This window comes from Proteiniphilum acetatigenes DSM 18083 (assembly GCF_000380985.1).
Classification (GTDB): Bacteria; Bacteroidota; Bacteroidia; order Bacteroidales; family Dysgonomonadaceae; genus Proteiniphilum; species Proteiniphilum acetatigenes.
The window spans coordinates 20,458-42,623 of the sequence record NZ_KB905705.1 but is presented as its reverse complement, the minus strand read 5'-3'; the positions used below and the strand labels follow the sequence as shown (position 1 = coordinate 42,623).

General features: G+C 43.1%; 21 protein-coding genes. 16 read left to right on the top strand and 5 right to left on the bottom strand.

Annotation, left to right across the window (positions count from 1 at the left end; genetic code table 11):
• Window positions 1–265: 265 nt before the first annotated feature.
• Window positions 266–868: a hypothetical protein gene (locus tag F597_RS0116460; RefSeq protein ID WP_019540862.1), complete on the bottom strand. Its 603-nt coding sequence runs from the start codon at window positions 866–868 to the stop codon at window positions 266–268.
• Between the two features lie 239 nt (window positions 869–1,107).
• On the opposite strand from F597_RS0116460, the gene F597_RS0116455 reads away from it, so the two are divergent.
• The 6 genes from F597_RS0116455 to panB all read left to right on the top strand — a co-directional run bounded on the left by F597_RS0116455 (window position 1,108) and on the right by panB (window position 7,863).
• Window positions 1,108–1,947: a DUF4382 domain-containing protein gene (locus tag F597_RS0116455; protein WP_019540861.1), complete on the top strand. Its 840-nt coding sequence runs from the start codon at window positions 1,108–1,110 to the stop codon at window positions 1,945–1,947.
• 216 nt (window positions 1,948–2,163) lie between these two features.
• Window positions 2,164–2,676, top strand: a complete 513-nt coding sequence (locus F597_RS0116450; RefSeq protein ID WP_019540860.1) for an SPOR domain-containing protein — start codon at window positions 2,164–2,166, stop codon at window positions 2,674–2,676.
• Between the two features lie 115 nt (window positions 2,677–2,791).
• Window positions 2,792–3,550 (top strand): MBL fold metallo-hydrolase, encoded by a 759-nt coding sequence (locus F597_RS0116445; protein ID WP_019540859.1) that lies wholly within the window; start codon window positions 2,792–2,794, stop codon window positions 3,548–3,550.
• A 222-nt stretch (window positions 3,551–3,772) separates the two neighbouring features.
• Window positions 3,773–5,116 carry a hypothetical protein gene (locus F597_RS0116440; RefSeq protein ID WP_026327554.1) on the top strand — a complete coding sequence of 448 codons (1,344 nt, stop codon included), beginning with the start codon at window positions 3,773–3,775 and terminating at the stop codon, window positions 5,114–5,116.
• Window positions 5,117–5,146: 30 nt separating this feature from the next.
• Window positions 5,147–6,724 carry an OmpP1/FadL family transporter gene (locus F597_RS0116435; protein ID WP_019540857.1) on the top strand — a complete coding sequence of 526 codons (1,578 nt, stop codon included), beginning with the start codon at window positions 5,147–5,149 and terminating at the stop codon, window positions 6,722–6,724.
• Between the two features lie 302 nt (window positions 6,725–7,026).
• Complete coding sequence (gene panB / locus F597_RS0116430) at window positions 7,027–7,863, top strand: 3-methyl-2-oxobutanoate hydroxymethyltransferase (RefSeq protein WP_019540856.1); 837 nt, start codon at window positions 7,027–7,029, stop codon at window positions 7,861–7,863.
• Window positions 7,864–8,008: 145 nt separating this feature from the next.
• Here panB and F597_RS0116425 read toward each other — a convergent pair whose 3' ends face one another.
• The gene (locus F597_RS0116425) at window positions 8,009–8,473 is read right to left on the bottom strand and encodes a type I restriction enzyme HsdR N-terminal domain-containing protein (protein WP_019540855.1); all 465 of its coding nucleotides are present in this window, start codon (window positions 8,471–8,473) and stop codon (window positions 8,009–8,011) included.
• 65 nt (window positions 8,474–8,538) lie between these two features.
• On the opposite strand from F597_RS0116425, the gene F597_RS0116420 reads away from it, so the two are divergent.
• The gene (locus F597_RS0116420; RefSeq protein ID WP_019540854.1) at window positions 8,539–9,315 is read left to right on the top strand and encodes an AMP nucleosidase; all 777 of its coding nucleotides are present in this window, start codon (window positions 8,539–8,541) and stop codon (window positions 9,313–9,315) included.
• 115 nt (window positions 9,316–9,430) lie between these two features.
• Window positions 9,431–10,453, top strand: a complete 1,023-nt coding sequence (holA, locus tag F597_RS0116415; RefSeq protein ID WP_019540853.1) for a DNA polymerase III subunit delta — start codon at window positions 9,431–9,433, stop codon at window positions 10,451–10,453.
• Window positions 10,454–10,455: 2 nt separating this feature from the next.
• On the opposite strand, the gene F597_RS0116410 is transcribed toward holA, so the two are convergent.
• Window positions 10,456–10,947 carry a glutathione peroxidase gene (locus tag F597_RS0116410; RefSeq protein ID WP_026327552.1) on the bottom strand — a complete coding sequence of 164 codons (492 nt, stop codon included), beginning with the start codon at window positions 10,945–10,947 and terminating at the stop codon, window positions 10,456–10,458.
• Between the two features lie 965 nt (window positions 10,948–11,912).
• Here F597_RS0116410 and F597_RS0116405 point away from each other — a divergent pair.
• The 7 genes from F597_RS0116405 to ung all read left to right on the top strand — a co-directional run bounded on the left by F597_RS0116405 (window position 11,913) and on the right by ung (window position 18,612).
• Window positions 11,913–12,368, top strand: coding sequence for a helix-turn-helix domain-containing protein (locus F597_RS0116405; protein ID WP_019540850.1), 456 nt, complete (start codon window positions 11,913–11,915; stop codon window positions 12,366–12,368).
• Between the two features lie 264 nt (window positions 12,369–12,632).
• Entirely contained in the window at window positions 12,633–13,970 is a 1,338-nt protein-coding gene (locus tag F597_RS0116400; protein ID WP_019540849.1) for an APC family permease, read from the top strand.
• A gap of 46 nt (window positions 13,971–14,016) precedes the next feature.
• Window positions 14,017–14,550 (top strand): SAM-dependent methyltransferase, encoded by a 534-nt coding sequence (locus F597_RS0116395; protein ID WP_019540848.1) that lies wholly within the window; start codon window positions 14,017–14,019, stop codon window positions 14,548–14,550.
• A 234-nt stretch (window positions 14,551–14,784) separates the two neighbouring features.
• On the top strand, window positions 14,785–15,558 hold the full coding sequence (locus tag F597_RS0116390; protein ID WP_425413908.1) for a dihydroorotate dehydrogenase electron transfer subunit: 774 nt from the start codon (window positions 14,785–14,787) through the stop codon (window positions 15,556–15,558).
• Between the two features lie 179 nt (window positions 15,559–15,737).
• Entirely contained in the window at window positions 15,738–16,649 is a 912-nt protein-coding gene (locus F597_RS0116385; RefSeq protein WP_019540846.1) for a dihydroorotate dehydrogenase, read from the top strand.
• A gap of 136 nt (window positions 16,650–16,785) precedes the next feature.
• Window positions 16,786–17,823, top strand: coding sequence for an aspartate--ammonia ligase (asnA, locus tag F597_RS0116380; protein WP_019540845.1), 1,038 nt, complete (start codon window positions 16,786–16,788; stop codon window positions 17,821–17,823).
• A 126-nt stretch (window positions 17,824–17,949) separates the two neighbouring features.
• A complete protein-coding gene (ung, locus tag F597_RS0116375; RefSeq protein ID WP_019540844.1) occupies window positions 17,950–18,612 on the top strand; it encodes a uracil-DNA glycosylase in 663 nt (220 codons plus the stop codon).
• A 34-nt stretch (window positions 18,613–18,646) separates the two neighbouring features.
• Here the strand turns inward: ung and sufB are convergent, their stop codons facing one another.
• Window positions 18,647–20,098 (bottom strand): Fe-S cluster assembly protein SufB, encoded by a 1,452-nt coding sequence (gene sufB, locus F597_RS0116370; protein WP_019540843.1) that lies wholly within the window; start codon window positions 20,096–20,098, stop codon window positions 18,647–18,649.
• A gap of 342 nt (window positions 20,099–20,440) precedes the next feature.
• Between sufB and F597_RS0116360 the strand changes: the two genes are divergently transcribed.
• Window positions 20,441–21,010 (top strand): YceI family protein, encoded by a 570-nt coding sequence (locus F597_RS0116360; protein WP_019540841.1) that lies wholly within the window; start codon window positions 20,441–20,443, stop codon window positions 21,008–21,010.
• 182 nt (window positions 21,011–21,192) lie between these two features.
• On the opposite strand, the gene F597_RS0116355 is transcribed toward F597_RS0116360, so the two are convergent.
• Window positions 21,193–22,062: a DUF3298 and DUF4163 domain-containing protein gene (locus F597_RS0116355; protein WP_019540840.1), complete on the bottom strand. Its 870-nt coding sequence runs from the start codon at window positions 22,060–22,062 to the stop codon at window positions 21,193–21,195.
• Between the last annotated feature and the right edge of the window lie 104 nt (window positions 22,063–22,166).

The following is a 22,166-nucleotide window of genomic DNA, read 5'->3' as shown; positions in this document are numbered from 1 at the left end:
GCCTTTTGCAAAGGTGGTTGGACTGTTTTATTAATAGGGCTACTTCTTTTACGTGTTATCTCTATTATTTCTTTTGCTTTACCAGCATAATCACCGGATTGTCGTCTTCATCCAACCTCGAGGCGATTTCTTTCAACTTGCCATCTTTCAGTTGGCCTTTCTCGTAAATCTCAACAAGTATAAATATCTTGAAATAAACAGACAGTTATATACGAGATCCCATCTGATTATTTTGATTTTGGTGAAATTTTCAGGCTATACTTTTTTACATTAAATCCGGCAGGTCACCCTGTTCGAAAATCACCAGGGGAGAGTTCACTACGTCTTTCTGGAAGAGCCGGATGGTAGTATCGTCAACTTTCGTCAGGAGCACTTTTACCCGATTTTCCATCACGTCGGGATAGGCACCGGCAAAACGATTCATCAGTGGATGATCTTCAGGGATAGTGTTATTCATCAGAAAAGCGTCTATACTGTCCATCACCCGCATCATCTGGCGGTAGGAATATTGTACGGTCTCCACATTAAAGTTATCTGTTCCGAGGATCTCTGTCAGACGTTTTTTGTGTTCCTCCCGGTTCCCGGTTACCGCAACTACAAACATGCCGTTGTTATTGATGAAAGCCCCGCCGTAATATTCGGGATAGAGAGTGGGATCGGCTTCCCTTTCCATCCAATCGTCGCCGAAGGAAGCCAACAAACGGTCGAATAACTCTTCGGGGGATTGCTGCTGTGGAGTATCTGAATTTTCGGTTTCAGATTGGGAAACGTTGTTCCCTTCATTCTTTTTATGCTGTTGATTGCATGCCGTCGCAAAAAAGATTATCAGAAAAGAAATAAAAAAGAGGAATGTGTTAGTTTTCTTCATAAGATTGTTTGTATTGAGAATTAAGAACTTATAATTAAGAACTTAGAAGTGAAGAAGTCCAGGAAGTAAAGACGTCAAGAAATTTACTTTTCCACCTTTTCACCTTTCCACATTAGTATAACAGATATGAAAACGATTTGTTTTTGGGAAATTCATGAAAATTAATTGTTTTTTGTGGCTATGCGATGGGGATTTGTGTAATTTTGTGGTTCATGTATCATTAAAGAGGAGTTGACAATATGCGCTACAGGCCTTTTCGATATATTCTGCTCATCACAGTGCTTTTATTTTCATGGCAGGCATGTGATAGTGAGGATCCCAGCGTCAATGCTTCACGTCTGCGTCTCAAATTGACGGATGCTACTTCATTAGTAATAAAGGAATTTTATGTAGATATCAGGGAGGTATCAGTTTTTCTGGTAGATACTACCAGTGAGGAAGGGGAGTGGCTCACCCTTGACTTTTCCGGAAGCAGGTATGACATTCTCAAGCTAAGGAATGGAAAAACAGTGCAATTGGTAGATCAATATGTACCTGCAGGCAGGGAATTACAGCAAATCAAATTGGTATTTGGAGATGATAATATGCTACAAACCAATACCGACTCGATCATACCGTTGTATATTCCCTCTGAACTGGAAGAAGGTGTGATTATTGATGCTGTGAAAATGGAAATGCGGCTCAACACTATCTCCAGTATGGTTATCGACCTCAATGCCGCCCTTTCTGTAGTGAAGACGGAAGAGGGTGACAATTATCTCTATCCGGTGGCAAGAGCTTTTCCCGAGGTCTTTGGTGGAAAATTGCGGGGCTATGTGGCGCCTCTTGAAGCCAATCCATACGTGAAAGTCATACAGGAAAAGGATACTTTTCTCTCCATTCCCGAGAGGGAGAACCTCGGCGACCAAATGCTTATGTTCCAGTTTATAGGGTTAAACGAGGGCGATTGGGAAGTACACTTTGTTCCCGATCCGCAGGCGAACTTCAGGGATACGGTGGTCATCGTTACCATTGAACAGGGAGAGACCTTCAACATCCCTACCAAACCTATCCGGTTAAAGCGTCTGTCAGAGGAGTGATTTAATTTATTTTCACACACACAAAGATGCAATCATAGGCATCTTTATTATCTTTGCTGTAAGATTTCGTTATAATACAAAATTATACACGAATGGCGAGTTGATTTGAAAAATGAACTATTTCGTTAAGCAAGAGCAGAAACAAAGCTTGCTTTGATTATGCCGAGCACAGAAATAGTCTAAATGTAATTGAACTATTTAATAAAGTGAACAGGCATGAAAAAATTCCATTACGCATTGGTTTTAGTAACCCTGCTGCTTATCGGGGTATCCTGCAAACCCAAACAAAGCGCTTATAAACAAGTGTATGAAGCAGCCAAAGAAAGAGAAATGCAACAAACTGCATCTCAGCCCACTACAGTGGTAAAAGATGCCAGTCCCCTTCCTCCTGTAGAGGTTTCCGTAAGAAAAGAGAAGGTGGAACCGGTTTATCCGACCGATGCCGCGGGATTGAAGAAATTTAGTGTGGTGATCGCCTCACTGAGTGTGAAGTTGAACGCTGAATCATTGAAAAACCGTATGGAGAATGAAGGACATTCGGTAATCCTGGCACAGAACGAACAAGGGATGTATCGCGTGATCGTTGCCAGCTATGATGATAAGACACAAGCAGCAGCCAGACGCGATGAGATATACCGCACTTATTCGGCCAAAGGTGATACGGAATATCTGAGAAGAACCTATGGAGTGCCTTTCAACGATCTTTGGATTTTGGAAAGGGAATATTGATCTTCTAACTTTTACACTTTATATTCACTCCTGCTTTGTATTGAATTGATATAATATACAAATCGAAAGCTGCCCATTTCAGAGAATGAGGCGGCTTTTTTCTTAAACTTGTCATATGAAAGTGAGATTTCTGGGTACGGGTACCTCCACCGGTGTCCCGCAAATCGGGTGCAGATGTGAAGTCTGCAATTCGGCTGACCCGAGGGACAGGCGACTCCGCACATCGGTGAGGATCGAGATTGATGACAAAATGCTTATGATCGACTGCTCGCCCGACTTCAGACAGCAGATGCTACCTTTCCCGCTCGAAAAAATAGATGGTATCCTCCTTACACATGAGCATTATGATCACGTGGGAGGAATTGATGATTTACGACCGTTCTCTGTTTTCGGACCAGTAGACCTCTATATGGAGCAACGTCTGGAAAAGGCTCTCAGAGAGAGATTACCCTACTGTTTTGCAGAATATAAATATAGTGGAGTACCCAATCTTATCGTCAGGCGGATCAGTGCCGACAAGGATTTTCAAATAGGAACAGTTACTGTGACCCCTATCCGGGTAATGCATTACAGCTTGCCTATCCTGGGATTCCGGATACGGAATTTCGCATACCTGACTGATATAAAGACGATGGAGGAAACTGAACTGAAGAAACTGGAAGATGTAGATACGCTGGTCGTCAGTGCACTCAGGAAAACAGAACATATTTCACACCAAACTTTGGATCAGGCATTGAAAATAATAGACAAGATAAAACCGAAAACCGCTTATCTGACACATATGAGCCATGAAATCGGTACGCATGCCAAAGTGGAGGAGGAACTCCCGTCACACGTTTTTCTGGCATATGATGGTCTGGAAATGTCAGTCTGAGCAAACCGGCAGTTTTGTTTTTTTAACCTAAACGGGTGCAGCGTTTTATTACTGTATACATCTTTATTGTGAGACATTTGCTATATTTGTGTATCAGTGTGCTTCGGAAGGGACGAAATAGACTCATTTTAGTGCAGCTGTTTTTAAACTTTTCCGAAGTTTCTGAGTCATAGATGATGACAGATAAAATTATTTACAAACAAATATAAAGAGGGAGAAACTATGAAGACTATAAAAAACTTACTAACGGTTTTGCTGGTTGCTGTACCGTTGTTCGGTTTCGCCCAGGAATGGGATGATATTTATGCTGATCCTACTCAAAAAGAGCCGGTAAAGGTTCAGAAGAAAGCCGAAGAGCCACAAAAGAAAAAAGTGGTGATCGTGCAGGGTGATGCTTCGAACATGGAGGTGACGGCCAACGGCAGGGATGTCGATGAATATAATCGTCGCGGTAACAGTAACGAATCAGTAGCCGATACTGTCAATGAACAGGATCAGAATAATTATGAAGAGTATGCATATACCGACCGGATCGTCCGGTTCCATGATCCGGAATCGAGCATTAAAATTACCGGTGCGGATGAGGTGATTGTCTATGTGGGCGATGATCTCTATGAGAATTATAACAACCGCGGATGGAACACCAATATATACTACGGTATGGGATGGGGCTCCTACTATTATCCCTGGTATGACTCCTGGTATGATCCGTGGTACTATGGCGGCTGGTACGGCTGGGGTAGTCCCTGGTATTATAGCAGGTGGCACTCCCCCTGGTATTACGGCTGGCATAGCCCGTGGTACTACAGCAGATGGTACTCCCCATGGTATTATGGCGGTTGGTATGATCCATGGTATTATGGCGGATACTGGGGTGGTGGCGGTTACTATCACGGTTTTTATGACGGATATTACAGCAGTCTGACCCATAACCGTACCGGAAGAAGTACTTACAGACGGAGTGCTGCGACCAATAGAGATGCCTCCATGGCAAATGTCTCGGGCAGGTCGTCAAGAAGTGGTACCCGTAGCGCTGTATCAGGAAGAAATACTACGACTGCATCTTCTAGAAGTGCAGTTTCCGGAAGAAGTAGTGCCGGCGTGAGCAGAAGTAGCTCTACTACTCCAAGAACAAGAATCGTCGATAGCTCAGGCAGAGTATATGATTCCAGAAATGGACAGGTAATCAACCGTTCGGCTACTACTGGCTCGAGGTCAAGTTCGATCGACCGGACTACACAATCTACCCGCTCGTCAGATACATATAACAGCGGTAGAAGTTCATCGAGGACTTACGAAAGAAATGCAGTAACTCCTTCAAGAAGCAGTTCTACTTATCAAAGAAGTACGACAACACCGTCGCGCTCTTATCAAAGCACTCCCAGCCGGAGCAATGACAACTATTCAACCCCGTCGAGAAGCAGTTCGACGACCAGGAGTTCTTCTACCTATTCCACACCCAGCAGAAGTAGTTCTTCTTCCGGTTCTTTAGGAGGAGGCGGTAGCAGCGGGCGTAGTTCCAGTGGGAGTAGTGGAAGTAGCGGACGTAGCGGAGGTCGCAGATAATAAGATGAAATAATTAAATGCTAAATCATTATGAAGAAGATCACTTATATTCTTTTTTCATTATTCGTATTAACGGCACCTCTGTTTGCCCAGAGTGAGATCGATGCCTTACGATTTTCACGGGAAGATCTCCATGGGACCGCCCGCGCTATGTCGATGGGAGGAGCCTTCGGCGCCTTGGGGGGCGACATGACCGGTGTCTCCGTTAACCCTGCCGGTATAGCAGTGTATCGTAGCTCTGAAGTGACGGGTACGATGAATCTGATGAAAGAGGGTTCGGTTGTGGGAGACCAGAAAGCCAATAGAACCGATTTCAATATAGATAATATTGGATTTGTAGGCTACTTCCCGTTGAGAAACGACGTGATGCCGCTGATCAACTTCGGATTCTCTTACAATAAGCTGAAATCGTTCGATAAGAGGGTTTCAGCAATGGGAGACTCCCGTGGTACCCTGCTCGATTATATTTACAATGACTACCAGGGTAAATTGAATGATGGTATTATCGGGAGTCCGGATGACCTGGAATGGATTGAAGATGAGTATGACCCGTTCTTATCGCAGCCATGGTTGCCGGTGCTTGGGCGTAATGCGTTTCTTCTTCATCCCGATCAGAGCGGGAGAAATCTTATTCCGTTGGATACGAGGGGAGAGATAGCGTTTGCTGGAATCGATACGCGTGAAAGAGGTTATATAGATAATTATGATTTCACCGTGGGGACTACTATCAATAATGTGCTGAACCTTGGTGTGTCGCTTTCTATCAAGGATATATTCTATAGTCTCGATTCACGTTTTGATGAAGATTTTAACGATGGTGGATACACGTTGAACAATTGGATGACTGTCAAAGGTGCAGGAGTGGGTGCCAAGTTGGGAGCAATCTACCGGCCGGTGAACGCTTTGCGGTTCGGTCTGGCCTGGCATACACCTACCTGGTACGCGTTGTCGGAGACTTATCAGGCTGAAATGCTGGAAAATATCGAATCATACCTTCCCTCTTATGATGTGGGTTATGAAGAAGGGGGTATCCATTCAGCCAAGTTCTATAACGATTACGATCTGAAGACACCCGGAAAGATAGTAGCCAGCGTGGCAACCGTGTTGGGTAATAATTTTATTGCCAGCCTGGATTATGAATTGGTGGATTACAGTAAGATGAAATTGAGGCTTCCTTCCAACTCTTCGGACGATCCTGCCTGGTATGATGGCGATAACGAAATCATTTCGCAGGATCACAAGTTGACATCGACCGTGAAAGCGGGGATGGAATACCGTATTACTCCTCAATTCTCCGGCCGGTTGGGATATGCATGGATGCAAAACCCTTATGATGCTGATCTGGTGGAATTCGGTGATGCGGTCATTGCCGGTTCAAATACTATACACCGTATAGAGGGTGACACTCATTACTTTACCGGAGGATTAGGATACCGTTTCAACAGGAATTTCTATCTTGATATGGCGATTGTCTATAAAACTCAAAAAGATGATCTGTATCCTTTCCCCAACTATTATATCAATGATGCTCTTGAAGTAGATGCAGCTCCCTTCTCCCTGAAAAACAATTCTATCAGAGGATTGCTTACTTTAGGGTACAGGTTTTAAACGTTTTCGTTAAGCTAAATGAGCACAGAGGACAAGCTTGCTTGTACTATGTCATAGCGAGAATTGGAAATCGAAGAGTAAAGGCGATTCAAAACGACTAACTTATGAAATAAATAATGAATTTCTGTCAAAAGAGGCCGGGACAATATTCAGTCTCGGCTTTTTTGTGCCGCAGATTAAAAGCATGGATGGATCGTGCATTTTGAAAACAGGTAGAAAATGTGAAAAGAATCTGTAAAAGCACTACCTTTGCAATAGAAAACGTGAGACTCATTTTCAAGTAAACCATTAAAACTGTAAAGATGTCAGAAGATAAAAAAGGGTATCTTACCACCGCCAACCAGAAGAAAGTAACTACATACCGTTTGCGCGAGATGAAGCAACAGGGCGAAAAAATATCAATGCTCACAGCCTATGACTATTCCATGGCATCTGTAATCGATCAGGCCGGTATTGATGTGATCCTGGTAGGGGATTCGGCTTCTAATGTGATGGCGGGAAACACTACCACCTTACCGATGACGGTAGAGCAGATGATCTATCATGGAAAGTCAGTGATGAACGCAGTAAAGCGGGCAATGGTGGTTGTGGATATGCCTTTCGGCAGTTATCAGGGAGATCCTTACGAGGCGGTTGGCAATGCGGTGAAGATCATGAAGGAGACGCAGGCCGATTGCCTGAAGCTGGAGGGAGGGAAAGAGATCCTCGAATCGATCAAGGCCATCCTGAATGCCGGTATTCCGGTGATGGGGCACCTGGGCCTGATGCCGCAATCGATTAACAAATACGGAACCTATGCCGTACGCGCCAAAGAAGAAGAGGAAGCCGCCAAGCTGATGGAGGATGCCCGTTTGTTGCAGGAAATAGGATGCTGCTCCATCGTGTTGGAAAAAATTCCGGCAGGACTGGCAGGCGAAGTGACGGCCGAACTGACTATTCCGACGATAGGGATTGGGGCCGGTGCTCAGGTGGACGGGCAGGTGCTGGTGATGCATGATATGCTGGGGTTGAACAAAGGCTTTTCACCCCGTTTCCTGCGCCGCTACGCTAATCTCTTTGATGAGATCACTACTGCTGTCCAGCAATACATAAGCGACGTCAAATCGACCGATTTCCCTTCGGTAGAAGAAAGCTATTAATTGGGGGAAAGTAGGAAGGTGGGAAAGTGATTAGGTTGATGTGGCGATCCCGACAAGTCAGGATAACTTGTCCCGATTCTTCAGGAACTTGTCCCTATTTCTGGGAAAGTTGATTTTCTTCACTTCTCAACTTCTTCATTATTCACTATTCACTATTCACTTTTAATTCCTGGTAAGTGGGGATTTCTGTAAGGTAACGATAGGACTGCTGTTCATAGTCCATGTGGCAACAATGGTGTACTAACCCATTGGACACAACGATATAAGGAACTTTTAATACGCTGTTGTACCGGGTGATCTGGTCGAATACCTCTTGTGTTATGATTACGTCCGGTCTTTTGTACTCCACGATCATTACCGGTTCAAGCCTGCGGTTGTAGACCACCGTATCACATCTTTTTGAAAGCGAGTTCAGTTTAATTCCCGCCTCGTTGGCTATCAGCGAGCCGGGAAATTGTTTCTCAGAAATCAGATACTGGACAAAATGCTGGCGTACCCACTCTTCAGGAGTCAGCGTCACATATTTTTTCCGTAGAGGATCGAAGATCTCCAACCCCTCGCCCTTTTTACGGATTTTTGTATCGAAAGATGGCAAATTTAAATCGCACATTTGTATCTTTGTTTGCAGAATAACGGTATAGCCGGCACAAAATTACCTTTTTTATGTGAGATCGTATGAAAACAAAACAGGAAATTGTGGAGAATTGGCTCCCCAGATATACGAAAAGGTCACTTGATGAATTCACCAAATTTGTTTTATTGACTAACTTTCAAAAGTATGTCGAGATTTTCGCCGATCATTTCAATGCTCCTATAGTCGGTTTAGACGCCAATATGCCCAACGCTTCTGCCAACGGTATCACCATCATCAATTTCGGAATGGGTAGTGCCAATGCCGCCACCATCATGGATCTGCTGAGCGCGGTATCGCCTTCGGCAGTGCTCTTCCTGGGAAAATGTGGCGCATTGAAATCGAGGAGCGAACTGGGTGATTATATTCTGCCTATTGCCGCTATTCGTGGCGAAGGTACGTCGAATGACTATTTCCCGCCCGAAGTGCCCTCTCTACCGGCGTTTAGCCTCCTGAGGGCGGTTTCTTCCAATGTACGCGACTTTAACCGTGACTACTGGACAGGTACTGTCTACACCACCAATCGCCGCGTGTGGGAATATGACGATGATTTTAAGAATTACCTGAGGCAGATACGTGCCATGGCAGTAGATATGGAAACGGCTACGCTTTTTACCTGTGGCTTTGCTAATCGTATCCCTACGGGAGCACTACTGCTCGTGTCTGACCAGCCGCTGATCTCTACCGGTGTGAAGACCGAGAAGAGCGACCAGCATATTACCGAAAATTTTGTTGAAGAGCATGTGAAAATAGGGATCAAATCGCTTTCATCCATTATGAACAGAGGCTCTACCATCAAACATTTGCGGTTCGACTGGTAACCCCGCGTCGTCAATACATTATCCTGCCAATACATTCATTCATCAGTCCCATTGGCATAATAATCTCACTAACTAATTATCACATCAGTAAATCATCGAATTATCACATCAACCAATGGCTGCATCCACACAATCATCCTTTCATGCTATCCGTAACGATATTCTGCAACGTCGGTTCAAACCAATATATCTCTTTATGGGAGATGAGTCTTATTTCATAGATGTACTGACCGATTTGCTTTCCGATACAGTGCTGACTGAAACGGAGAAAGATTTCAATATGCTTACTTTCTACGGAGTGGATACCGATGTCAACCTTATCATCTCCTCAGCACGCCGTTTCCCTATGATGGCAGAATATCAGCTTATTATTGTGAAAGAGGCTCAGAATCTCGACAAATTCGAGTTACTCGATCTCTATGCCAAGAATCCGATGCCTTCCACTATCCTGGTAATCAATTACAAGCACGGCACGGTCGATAAGCGGAAAGCTGTAGTCAAAAGCATACTTAAAACGGGAGAGGTATTTGAATCCAGGAAATTGTATGAAAACCAGATACCGGCATTTATCCAGTCCTGGTTGAAAGAGAAAGGAATAGGTATTGATGAAAAGTCGGCACAGATGCTGACTGATTTTGTGGGAAATGATATCAGTAAGTTGATCCCTCAGCTTCAGAAATTAGAGGTTTCTCTTCCCGAAGGGGAACGTCGTATTACATCCGCATTGATAGAGAAAAATGTGGGTATCAGTAAGGATTACAACAATTTTGAACTACAGAAAGCCATTATTTCCAAAAATGTAGTGGCAGCCAACCGGATCGTGGATTACTTTGATAAGAATCCGAAAGAGAACCCGATGATGGCCACGATCGCCGTGTTGTTCAATTATTTCAGTAATCTGCTGGAATGCTTCTGGTTGCCGCGTAAAGATGAACAAAGCATTATGAACGCACTGAATATGAGATCAGCCTATTTTGTACGTGATTATATGACAGGCCTGCATAATTACAACGCTCAAAAAGTAATGGAAATCATTTCAGACCTGCGTACATTCGACGCCCGGTCGAAAGGTGTGGATAATGTGTCAGCTTCGCAAGGAGATCTATTAAAAGAGCTGGTGTACAGGATTATGCACTAATCCTAACTCCCGGTGATCCAATTCAGTATCTTGTCGCTCATAGGGCTTTCCTTCGGCATCACAACATCTACCAGATGTCCCTCTTCATCGATCATAAACTTCTGAAAATTCCAGGTTACCTTTTGATCCATTACTCCATTCTCTGATTTCTTCGTAAGCCACTTGTACAAAGGTGCCTGATCTTTACCCTTTACACTGATCTTTTCCATCATGGGAAAGGTTACGCCGTAATTGGCGGTACAAAATTCTTTGATTTCAAGATTGGAACCCGGTTCCTGTCCCATAAAATTGTTGGCCGGAAAACCGATAACTACAAAATTCAGATGCCGGTATTTCTCATAAAGTTCCTGCAGTTGTTCATATTGGGGAGTCAGTCCGCATTTTGAAGCTACATTTACTACCAGCACTTTTTTCCCTTTCAGGGAGGCCAGGCTGAAATCGTTCCCATCTATATCCTTTACAGTGAAATCGTGTAACGTTTTTCTTGCTTCCATATTCTGATTATTTCCTGCGCTTTCTGCTGTTTGCAAGGGTTGGTTTTGTCTTCCCTGACCGTTACCTTGTATAGCGGTAAAAATTAATATTAAGACAATCCAAAATTTTATAGTAGATAATTGCATATTTAATCTGTTTAAATAATCACATTAGACATTTTCTATGTTCGATATAGTCTACACAAGTTTTTCCTCGGTGTTCATCACTATCGAAATAGTCTCATTATTAAACAGTGATGGAGAACAAACAGTTCATTCCTTTCAATATTTTTTTCAGAAGTAAAATATATACAGAAAAAATAGCATTAAACTCTATAGTTATCAAATAGATATACAATTTTAGAGTATCCTGGAGTAGTCTCTTCTGCCTTTTGCCACAATTCCGTACGAATTTATGCGATTCTCACGGAAAATAGCTTTGTAAATTCTGTAGATAATAATTTTTAACAAACAAATGTATACTATGAGTAAGTGAGTGCTTTTTACAAAAGTAAATAATAGAGGTTGATACATTTGTTTAATCGATATATTGTTTACAACTGAAAAGTGATTACATTTCTGTATTTTGAGGATTAACAATTTAGTATTAGATTATATTATTAGGATATATATCTATAAAAAAGATAATTATAGATGATTTATAAACTTAAAAAATAGATGTGATCGTTATAAACAGGTATTTGACTCATCTTAATGTTAAAAAATAAAGATTGTTTGATAACTATATTCATAAATATGAGTTTATTATAAAACTAAAATAAATTAATAGTCTAATCTGTTCAGTGATTGTTTCAAGAATTGCGCTCATGCCGGAATATAATTGTAAATCATCCGGTAAACATTTGTAATTTACAATTATATTTCACAATGATTTTCATTTGTGAATGATTTATTATACATTTGTATCGTTACTTTTGTAATAAAATAGACTGCCATCGTTCTAATAATACCTAAAAGATGATTGTATGAAGGATCGTATCAAACTGATCATGGAAAAAGAAAACCTGACACCTGCAAAATTTGCAGACAGGCTACAGATCAACCGGGCTATTATTTCTCATATCCTCAATGGTAGAAATAACCCCAGCCTCGATGTTGTCACTAAGATCCTGAGTGAAATGAACTATATCAATACCGAATGGCTGATCAATGGTACCGGTAGCATGTACAAAGAAGGATTTAATGGCAACTCTCCTTTGGCAGAGCCTGATTTATTCAATCAGGATGCTCCGAATGCAGCCAAAGTGTCGGAAACTATTGAAAAATCGAAAGAAATAGGGTTTAAACAGGTTGATAATGGTAATCAATCATCAGAAAACAAACCTGTTGTGCCTTTGAAAAGCAATGATCGAAAAATTACACAGATAATTATCTATTACAATGACAATACTTTTGAGGTCTTTGGGCCTCATCTGAAATAGGGATATGTGTCCCTTAATGTAATATGATAAGAAAACAAATACACTCGTTGCTTCTTTTCGAAATAGCTTCATAAAAAAGTTAAACATTTAAAAAGGATACTTTTCTTTGCTGTGAATATTCATATCTTTGATTTTTCGGTATTTGTATACTCGGCATATTGCTGTCGATGAAGAAAGGCGAACCGTTTCCTGTTTTTGACAGGACCTGTGGCGGGAGCCTTTCGTTTATGTAACCACCGGACATACTTTAAAATGTGTTGCCCGATGAAAGAAAAAGATCGACTTACAGACCTGGCTGCGCCAGCACCGGCATTGCGACTGATTGATGCTATAGTCCTTATTGTGGGAATTGTAATTGGTGCAGGAATTTTCCGAACACCTTCGGTCGTTGCGGCCAACTCCCCCGATCAATACTGGTTTGCTGCTGCATGGATACTGGGAGGTGTCATTTCTCTGACCGGCGCCCTTTGTTATTCCGAACTGAGTTCAGCTTTCCCCAATGCCGGCGGCGATTATCACTTTCTGAAAACCGCCTTTGGAAAAAGATTCTCTTTTTTGTTTGCCTGGTCCCGCGTTACGGTCACACAAACAGGATCCATTGCCCTGCTGGCCTATATTGCGGGTGACTACCTCGCCGAAGTTCTCCCTTTGGGAGCCTATTCTTCCGCCTTTTACGCTGCGGGCATTGTAGTTTCCCTCACATTGGTGAATATATTGGGTATCCGTTTTGGTACAGGTTTCCAGAAGCTATTCATGGCATTACAGATTGTCGGGATTCTGATCATTGTCCTGACCGGATTTTTAGTAGAACCAACCACAACGGTGCAGTCCTCAATGCAGTCTGTAGATACCGGTATCTCATCCAATGCATCGATAGGCTTGGCACTTATCTTTGTGCTGTTGACGTTCGGCGGTTGGAATGAAGCGGCATACATTTCTGCCGAATTAAAGACCGGCAGTCGGAAGATGGCGCTGGTGCTGATTGTCAGTATTTTGATTATCACACTGATCTATCTGCTGATGAATCTTGCCTTTCTGAATGTGCTGGGGCTAAGCGGGATGGCAGCTTCAGAGGCTGTAGGAGTAGATATGATGCGGGCTACGCTGGGTGAAAAGGGAGTGATACTGATCGGTCTGTTGGTCTCGCTTTTTGCTCTTACCTCTCTTAATACGACTATCTTTACAGGGGCCAGATCTAACTATGCATTGGGAAAGGATTTCTCTCCTCTGGCATTTCTGGGAAAATGGAACAAAGAAAAATCATCACCTGTCAATTCATTGATATTGCAGGGAGTGATCGCTGTGGCACTGATCGTTTTTGGTGCATTTACCCGCAACGGTTTTGAAGCTATGGTCGATTTTACCGCACCCGTCTTTTGGTTCTTCTTTCTATGTACCGGTGTGAGTCTGTTCGTCCTGAGGAAAAAACATCCGGATGTTCCGCGCCCTTTTAAAGTACCGTTATATCCGGTTATCCCCTTTCTGTTCGTCGCTCTTTGTGCCTATATGCTCTATTCCAGCCTTTCTGTCACCGGAACAGGTGCACTGGTAGGAGTAGCTGTCTTATTGGTCGGATGGGGAGTCTCTTTCTTTCAAAAATAAAAGGCGGAAACGCCCTGATATGTAAAATTTTAAAAAGTCAAAACCTATGAAATCAATGAATTATCTTATTACATTGCTATTTTTGTGCGGAGCAATGCAGCTGAATGCACAACAAATTGAGTTGGATGTACCTTACGTACCCACACCACAGAATGTAGTGGATGGTATGCTCGACCTTGCCAATGTGGGCAAAGGAGATGTTGTTTATGATCTGGGATGCGGAGATGGACGCATTGTAATCACTGCGGCAAAGAAATACGGTGCGACCGGGATTGGAGTAGACCTTAATCCGGAAAGGATCAAAGAGGCCAATGAGAATGCCCGGGAGGCAGGCGTGGAAGACAAGGTAACATTCCATGAGGGCAATCTTTTTGATTTTGACTTCAGTAAAGCTTCTGTGCTGACGCTTTATCTTCTGCCGGATGTAAATCTGAAGTTGATGCCGAAGATTCTGTCTGAGATGAAACCCGGTAGCCGCGTAGTTTCTCATGCTTTTGATATGGGTGACTGGAAACCGGATGGACAAATTTCGGTGGATGGTAAATCTGTTTTCCTCTGGATAGTTCCGGAAAGAGAATAACCGGTTTATAAAAGTAATTGTAACGACCCCCAAAAGTTTTTTGTTTGACTTTTGGGGGTCAATGTTTTCAATTGTCATACAACCTTGGCGTTGAAAATAAATATTGTCGTATGAAAATTAAGATGTATTTTTGTACTTAATAAAGGATATTATCCCGAGCAACGGGTGTCCTTATCCGTCATATCAGTGGAAGGATCACTTTTGATGTTATAGATTTAGAGAAAGGATTAAACAATTTACATGCAAGTACTCGATTTTACTGTTCGCTCCAACGAAGCCCTGAACGACCAGAATCATCTGATAAAGGTAGCACCTTCTGGCAACGAAATATTGCCGGAGATGCAACCCGGACAGTTTGTGCAGATACTGGTCGATAATTCACCCCATGTCTTTTTAAGAAGGCCCATATCTATCAATTTTGTCGATAAGGAAAAAAACGAGATATGGCTTTTGATCCAAAAAATAGGTGAAGGGACGGAGAAGATCTGTAGCATTAATGAAGGAGAGATCATGAACCTGATCTATCCGCTTGGCAACTCGTTTACCCTGCCTGAAAGGAACGGCAAATACCTGTTGATAGGCGGAGGAGTGGGGACTGCCCCGATGCTTTTTCTCGGTAAGAAAATGAAAGAGAGCGGTATCGAACCCGAATTTCTGTTAGGCGGACGTTCGGCAAAAGATATCCTGCAACGGACAGATTTCGAACGGTACGGTACGCTCTATTGTACTACCGAAGACGGTTCGTTCGGTGAGAAAGGGTTTGTAACCCATCATTCCGTGCTGAAAGAAAAAAAATATGATTTTATTTATACCTGCGGTCCGAAACCAATGATGGTAGCCGTAGCAAAGTATGCCCATGAGCATGGCATCGAATGCGAGGCTTCACTCGAGAATCTGATGGCATGTGGTTTTGGTGCCTGCCTCTGCTGTGTGGAGAAAACAGTCAGAGGAAATATCTGCACCTGTACAGAAGGGCCTGTTTTTAACATTAAAGAATTATTTTGGTAAGTTAAATGAGCAAAGACTAAACTTGCTTAGAATGTTTTCGATAAGCGAACACAAAGGGAAAACAAGTTTTCCGTTTGTTGAGCGTAGAAAACAACTAAGTTTACTCGAATATACCATAGCCGAAAATTGAAAATCGAGGAGCGAAGGCGACTCAAATAGTGTAATAAAATTAAACTTACATGGCTGGATTAGAAGTATATATAGGAGATTTAAGACTGAAAAACCCGGTGATGACCGCTTCCGGCACATTCGGATACGGAACGGAATATGCCGATTTTATTGATTTGGGACGCCTGGGAGGTGTTTTCGTGAAGGGTACTACTCTTGCCCCCCGACAGGGGAACGATTATCCCAGAATGGCTGAAACACCGTCCGGGATGCTCAATGCGGTCGGCCTTCAGAACAAAGGGGTAGATTATTTTGTGGAGCATCTCTACCCCGTCATAAAGGACTATGATACCCATATGATCGTGAATGTCTCGGGATCTACTGTGGAGGATTATGTCGCTTGTGCGGAAAAACTGGCGGATCTTGACAAGATGCCGGCTATTGAGCTGAATATCTCCTGTCCTAATGTGAAGGAAGGCGGCATGGCGTTCGGTACTTCCTGTCAATCGGCAGCTCAGGTTACAAGAGAAGTGCGTAAAGTATTTCCCAAGACGTTGATCGTAAAGTTATCACCCAACGTGACCGATGTTACTGAAATTGCCCGTGGCGTGGAGAATGAGGGAGCTGATGCTGTATCGCTTGTCAACACCTTCCTGGGGATGGCTATTGATGTGGAGAGCAGAAGACCGAAACTTTCCACTATTACGGGAGGACTTTCAGGCCCCTGTATCAAGCCGATTGCCATACGTATGGTATGGGAAGTATTCCATGCCGTGAAGATCCCTATCATCGGAATGGGAGGGATATGTAACTGGCAGGATGCCATAGAATTCATTCTGGCCGGTGCTACGGCAGTACAGGTAGGTACTTATAATTTTATCGACCCGACGGCATCGGTGAAGATTGTAGATGGTATTAACGACTATCTCGAACGGTATCATATCGCTTCGGTAAATGATATTGTGGGGAAAATGATTGTTTAATAGATGATTTTTATGATAATTGTTCCTTTTTTAACCAGAAATCTGTCATAATGATGTTTTTAGCCGGTTTTTATTTGACAAAATGAATAAAAATCATACCTTTGTAGATTCAAAATCGAAATCACATTAAAGTAATATGTCAAAACTGCAAATTCCTGCCGGTTACGCACCGCTTCTGAACCTGAAGCAGACGGAACTGGGAATTAAGAGTATCAAAGATTTTTTTCAGGCCAACCTCTCATCCGAATTGCGGCTTCGTCGTGTTACCGCACCTCTGTTCGTGGAGAGTGGAACGGGTATTAATGACGACCTGAATGGTGTAGAGCGGCCGGTACGGTTTCCGATCAAAGATATGGGTGACCGGAGTGCGGAAATAGTGCATTCGCTGGCAAAATGGAAACGGCTGACGCTGGCCGATTACGAGATAGAGGAAGGTTTCGGCATATATACCGATATGAATGCCATTCGTGCCGACGAAGAGTTGGACAATCTTCACTCGCTGTATGTAGATCAATGGGACTGGGAATTAGTTATCGGAGAGAAAGACAGGACAATAGAGTTCCTAAAGCAGGTAGTCAGACGGATCTATGCCGCCATGCTCCGTACCGAATATCTTGTTTATGAGTTATTTCCCGCTATAAAACCACAACTTCCCTCCCAGATATCATTCATTCATTCCGAAGAGTTATTGCAGAAATACCCGGACCTGGATGCCAAACAGAAGGAAGATGCTGTCACACGGGAGTATGGCGCTGTCTTTGTGTTAGGTATTGGTGCGCCATTGTCCAATGGGGAACCGCATGACGGACGTGCACCCGATTATGATGACTGGAGTACCCCAAACAGTGACGGCTATTTAGGGTTAAACGGTGATCTGCTGGTCTGGAACCCGGTGTTGGAGAAGTCGGTAGAGCTATCCTCCATGGGTATCCGGGTAGACCCTGTAGCACTGAAACGGCAATTGGAGTTGCGTGGCAAGGAAGACCGCCTGTCACTCTATTTCCATCAACGATTGATGAATGAGGAATTACCCCTATCCATTGGTGGGGGGATAGGACAATCGAGGCTTTGTATGTATTATCTTCGCAAAGCACATATCGGAGAGATCCAGGCCAGTCTCTGGCCGCGTGAAATGAAAGACGAAGCCAGAAGACAAGGCGTTTTTCTTATCTGATAGCTTCCCCTCTTGGTTTTATTCTTCACTTCTCTTTTCTTTACTTCTAAATTCTTATTACCTTAGAGGTCTCATTCTGATACAAACGAATGGATGAGGTCACTAAAGTTAATCAAAAAACAGCATATGGATGTAAAAATAGAGGAAAGCTGGAAGGTGCATCTTCAGCAGGAGTTTGAAAAACCTTATTTCAGGACATTGACCGATTTCGTGCGGAAAGAATATATTACTAAAACCGTATATCCGCCGGCAAAGCTGATTTTCAATGCATTCGACAGTTGTCCTTTCGACAAGGTGAAAGTGGTGATAGTGGGGCAGGATCCCTATCATGAACCGGGACAGGCACATGGATTATGCTTCTCTGTGAATGATGGAGTACAGATCCCCCCTTCATTGGTTAATATCTATAAGGAGATAGAGGATGATCTGGGAATACCTGTGCCCCGCTCGGGAAATCTGACGAGATGGGCGAAACAGGGAGTGCTTCTACTGAATGCTACCCTGACGGTGCAGGCGCATCGTGCCGGATCACACCAGGGAAGAGGATGGGAAGAGTTTACCGATGCCGCCATCAGATGTTTAGCTGAAGAGCGTGACCATCTGGTTTTTATCCTTTGGGGGTCTTATGCCCAGCGAAAAGGGGCTAATATCGATGCGAACAGGCATCTTATTCTTAATTCACCACACCCTTCGCCATTGTCTGCTCATAGGGGATTCTTTGGTAATAAGCACTTTAGCAAGGCCAATGAATACCTGTCGGCTCATAACATGGAGCCGATCAATTGGTAGGGTCGGGAGAGTGTCGGATAAATCCATCAAGGCCTTATCCGACGCTTCCTTCCAGACTGATCTGAAGTAATTTTTGCGCCTCTACGGCAAATTCCATCGGCAGTTTATTCACCACTTCCTTCACATATCCGTTTACGATCAGTCCGATGGCTTCTTCTTCACCTAAACCGCGTTGGTTACAGTAGAAAATCTGATCTTCACTGATCTTGGAGGTGGTCGCTTCATGTTCAAGTACAGCCGTAGGATTGTGGATATCGGTATAAGGGAAAGTGTGAGCCCCACAATGGTCGGTCAGCAGCAGACTGTCACATTGCGAGTGGTTACGTGCATTTTCCGCTTTTTGGGTCACCTTCACCAATCCCCGGTAGCTGTTCTGGCTACTGCCTGCGGAGATCCCTTTGGAGACGATGCGGCTGCGGGTATTTTTCCCTATATGGATCATTTTGGTGCCGGTGTCGGCCTGTTGATAGTTATTGGTAACCGCAACCGAGTAAAACTCACCTACCGAGTAGTCTCCCGCCAGAATACAGGAGGGATATTTCCAGGTGATGGCCGATCCGGTCTCTACCTGTGTCCAGGAGATTTTGGAGTGGACCCCTTTACAAATACCACGCTTGGTGACGAAATTATAGACACCGCCTTTTCCTTCTTTATCACCCGGGTACCAGTTCTGTACCGTAGAATACTTCACTTCGGCATGATCGAGAGCGATGATTTCCACGATAGCTGCGTGGAGCTGGTTCTCGTCACGCATAGGAGCGGTACACCCTTCGAGGTAACTCACATAAGCATTGTTGTCGGCCACGATAAGTGTACGTTCAAACTGGCCGGTATTGGCCGTGTTGATACGGAAGTAGGTAGAAAGTTCCATCGGGCAGCGTACACCTTCCGGAATATATACGAATGAACCGTCGCTGAATACTGCCGAGTTCAGCGCTGCATAATAGTTATCCTTATAGGGGACAACCGTTCCTAAATATTTCCTTACCAGATCAGGATGATGCCTTACCGCTTCACTGAACGAGCAGAAAATAATCCCTTTCTCGGCAAGTACCTCTTTGAAGGTGGTTTTGATGGAAACACTATCCATCACGGCATCTACCGCAACACCTGTAAGCTGCTTCTGTTCTTCGAGGGGAATTCCCAGACGTTCAAAAGTCTTCAACAATTCCGGATCTACCTCGTCCAGACTTTTCGGACTTTTCTTCTTTGTAGGATCGGCATAATAGATGATATCCTGATAATCAATCTCAGGGATCTTCAGATGCGCCCAATCCGGCATTTCCATCGTCAACCAGTGGCGATAGGATTTCAACCGGAATTCGAGCAACCAGTCAGGTTCCCCCTTTTTTGCCGAAATCAGCCGGATGACATCCTCATTCAACCCTTTCTCAATGACTTCAGTTTCCACATCGGTAGTGAAACCGAATTTATAATCCTGAGTAGTTAACTCGCTTAATATTTGATCTTGATCTAATTCTTGCATAACTCATTATATTTATTTGTATTGGACTTTTCCCGCGATAAAAGAACAGGGTAATGAAAAAGCCCATTTCCGGCCGTTATGGCCGATTTATTACGGGAGACAAAGCCTCCGGCTTTTACTAACAACCAAGCTGGTGCTTTTGTTGTACAAAGATAGTGATTTTTCACTAATTCTTTTGAATGAGTTACATGGGTAAAGATTGAACAATCATTGCTTTCTGAATGTTAATTAGTATATCAATTGATTAAATTGATGATTTAACGATGCGATGATTTATTATCTGCTAAACAGTAAATCAACAAATCGATAAATCGTCCTTATTTTTAATTTAAAAAATAACATATGAAGAGAGGAATATTTTTTTCGATCATCTTTACCGCCTGTTTTGGCTTAATGGCGCAATCCAATTATAAAGTGGATCCGGCGCACGCTTCAGTGAATTTCAAGGTGAAACATAACGGTATCACGTTTGTACAGGGTCGATTCGACAAATTCGACGGTGCCATTATTGGTAGCCCGGATCAGTTGGAATCGGCAAGGGTCTTTTTTAATGTAGAGGTGGAAAGTATCAATACCGGTATACCTATGCGTGACGACCATTTACGGAGTGCTGATTTTTTTGAAGTGAAACGATTCCCTACCATGTCATTTGAAAGTACGGGTATCGAAAAGGTGGAAGATAACAAGTACAAGTTACATGGTAAGCTCCAGATCAAGGATGTTACCAAAGATGTCACCTTTGATGTGGTCTACGGTGGTGTGGTAAAAGGAGAAGACGGAACGGAGGTAGTCGGTTTTACTGCCAAGAACAAGATCAACCGTCTGGATTACAACATTGCTTTTGATCCTGATGGGGCAGGTATTGGGAAAGATGTATTTATTACCCTTTTCCTTGAATTCAAGAACAATTAATCCCTGAATAAAGTGGAACTGAATATCTCAAAATGGAAAATTAAGTTACAGAATTGAAGATTTGAGATTATTTCAGAATAGGGAAGTAGATGAAGAGGGGGTGCACCATATTATGATGCACCCTTATCAATATTACCCTGTTCAATTAGAAGTATAAGTAGAATCAGAGAAAAATCCCTGATTTATTTTTTCAGAAAATACTTTGAAATAGCACCATCCGGCAATAATATATCCGACAGTTCGGTATAGGGTACCGATACATCAATAACTCCCATAGCATAAGGGGCGATCTCATACTGGTTGTAAGAGTAATGAATATTTTCTGCATCGAGCCAGAAGTTGTTATTAGGCACAATATCCTCAAGAGTAAAGAATCCCCTCATAAGAAGAGAATCAGGAACATTCGCATCGTAATTCTTCATCAACTGGGCCACAATTTTTTCCGTAAGCGGCTTGAAATAGCCCGGTACGAACAGATCTTCTTCCGTGAGGGTGACCAGCTCATTCAGGTCGATATTGGTATAGGTGATCCGGTAGGAGCCATGCGCACCACCCTCATAGTCACTGTACTCAACGGCATAACTCAACAGCGAATCGTTTTGAAACAATATCTTATTGCTGTTATTCATGATGTACCAGTACCATGAGGGCATCTTTCCTTCTATGCGTGCTTTGTCTTCGTAATAGTAATTCGACAATGATTGATACCGATCTGTATATTCCTTAAGGTATTGATCTACTGCTTCCTGTGGAGGAAGAGAGTCATAATTGCTGTCGCCGAAGAATGTCCCCTGAAATATTTGCTGTAAGCGCGCCAGGCTTTCACTATCCCTGAATTTCACAGGATAAGTAAAAGAAATATTTACATCGGCATAGGGCAGGGTAGTATCGTTCTCCTGCAAAAGTGGGATATGCCGTGCCACCACAATACTGTCAAAATCTATCCTGGATGATTTTTTACCTCCTCTTCCGGTACAGTTGGTCAATAATCCCAATCCGAGGGAAAGAAAAATAATAGTTACAGATAAGGCAAATTTAGTCTTGGTTCTCATAAAATTCTGTTTTAATCTCTAATTATATATAGATTTATTGAACGTTTTCGTTAAGCTAAATGAGCAGAGATCAAGCAAGCTTGAGCTATGCCATAGCGAGAATT

Bases quoted from the DNA above. Each gene is read 5' to 3' on its own strand.
- F597_RS0116460 (WP_019540862.1), bottom strand. From the start codon at position 868: ATGAAGAAAACTAACACATTCCTCTTTTTTATTTCTTTTCTGATAATC.
- F597_RS0116455 (WP_019540861.1), top strand. From the start codon at position 1,108: ATGCGCTACAGGCCTTTTCGATATATTCTGCTCATCACAGTGCTTTTA.
- F597_RS0116450 (WP_019540860.1), top strand. From the start codon at position 2,164: ATGAAAAAATTCCATTACGCATTGGTTTTAGTAACCCTGCTGCTTATC.
- F597_RS0116445 (WP_019540859.1), top strand. From the start codon at position 2,792: ATGAAAGTGAGATTTCTGGGTACGGGTACCTCCACCGGTGTCCCGCAA.
- F597_RS0116440 (WP_026327554.1), top strand. From the start codon at position 3,773: ATGAAGACTATAAAAAACTTACTAACGGTTTTGCTGGTTGCTGTACCG.
- F597_RS0116435 (WP_019540857.1), top strand. From the start codon at position 5,147: ATGAAGAAGATCACTTATATTCTTTTTTCATTATTCGTATTAACGGCA.
- panB (WP_019540856.1), top strand. From the start codon at position 7,027: ATGTCAGAAGATAAAAAAGGGTATCTTACCACCGCCAACCAGAAGAAA.
- F597_RS0116425 (WP_019540855.1), bottom strand. From the start codon at position 8,473: ATGTGCGATTTAAATTTGCCATCTTTCGATACAAAAATCCGTAAAAAG.
- F597_RS0116420 (WP_019540854.1), top strand. From the start codon at position 8,539: ATGAAAACAAAACAGGAAATTGTGGAGAATTGGCTCCCCAGATATACG.
- holA (WP_019540853.1), top strand. From the start codon at position 9,431: ATGGCTGCATCCACACAATCATCCTTTCATGCTATCCGTAACGATATT.
- F597_RS0116410 (WP_026327552.1), bottom strand. From the start codon at position 10,947: ATGGAAGCAAGAAAAACGTTACACGATTTCACTGTAAAGGATATAGAT.
- F597_RS0116405 (WP_019540850.1), top strand. From the start codon at position 11,913: ATGAAGGATCGTATCAAACTGATCATGGAAAAAGAAAACCTGACACCT.
- F597_RS0116400 (WP_019540849.1), top strand. From the start codon at position 12,633: ATGAAAGAAAAAGATCGACTTACAGACCTGGCTGCGCCAGCACCGGCA.
- F597_RS0116395 (WP_019540848.1), top strand. From the start codon at position 14,017: ATGAAATCAATGAATTATCTTATTACATTGCTATTTTTGTGCGGAGCA.
- F597_RS0116385 (WP_019540846.1), top strand. From the start codon at position 15,738: ATGGCTGGATTAGAAGTATATATAGGAGATTTAAGACTGAAAAACCCG.
- asnA (WP_019540845.1), top strand. From the start codon at position 16,786: ATGTCAAAACTGCAAATTCCTGCCGGTTACGCACCGCTTCTGAACCTG.
- ung (WP_019540844.1), top strand. From the start codon at position 17,950: ATGGATGTAAAAATAGAGGAAAGCTGGAAGGTGCATCTTCAGCAGGAG.
- sufB (WP_019540843.1), bottom strand. From the start codon at position 20,098: ATGCAAGAATTAGATCAAGATCAAATATTAAGCGAGTTAACTACTCAG.
- F597_RS0116360 (WP_019540841.1), top strand. From the start codon at position 20,441: ATGAAGAGAGGAATATTTTTTTCGATCATCTTTACCGCCTGTTTTGGC.
- F597_RS0116355 (WP_019540840.1), bottom strand. From the start codon at position 22,062: ATGAGAACCAAGACTAAATTTGCCTTATCTGTAACTATTATTTTTCTT.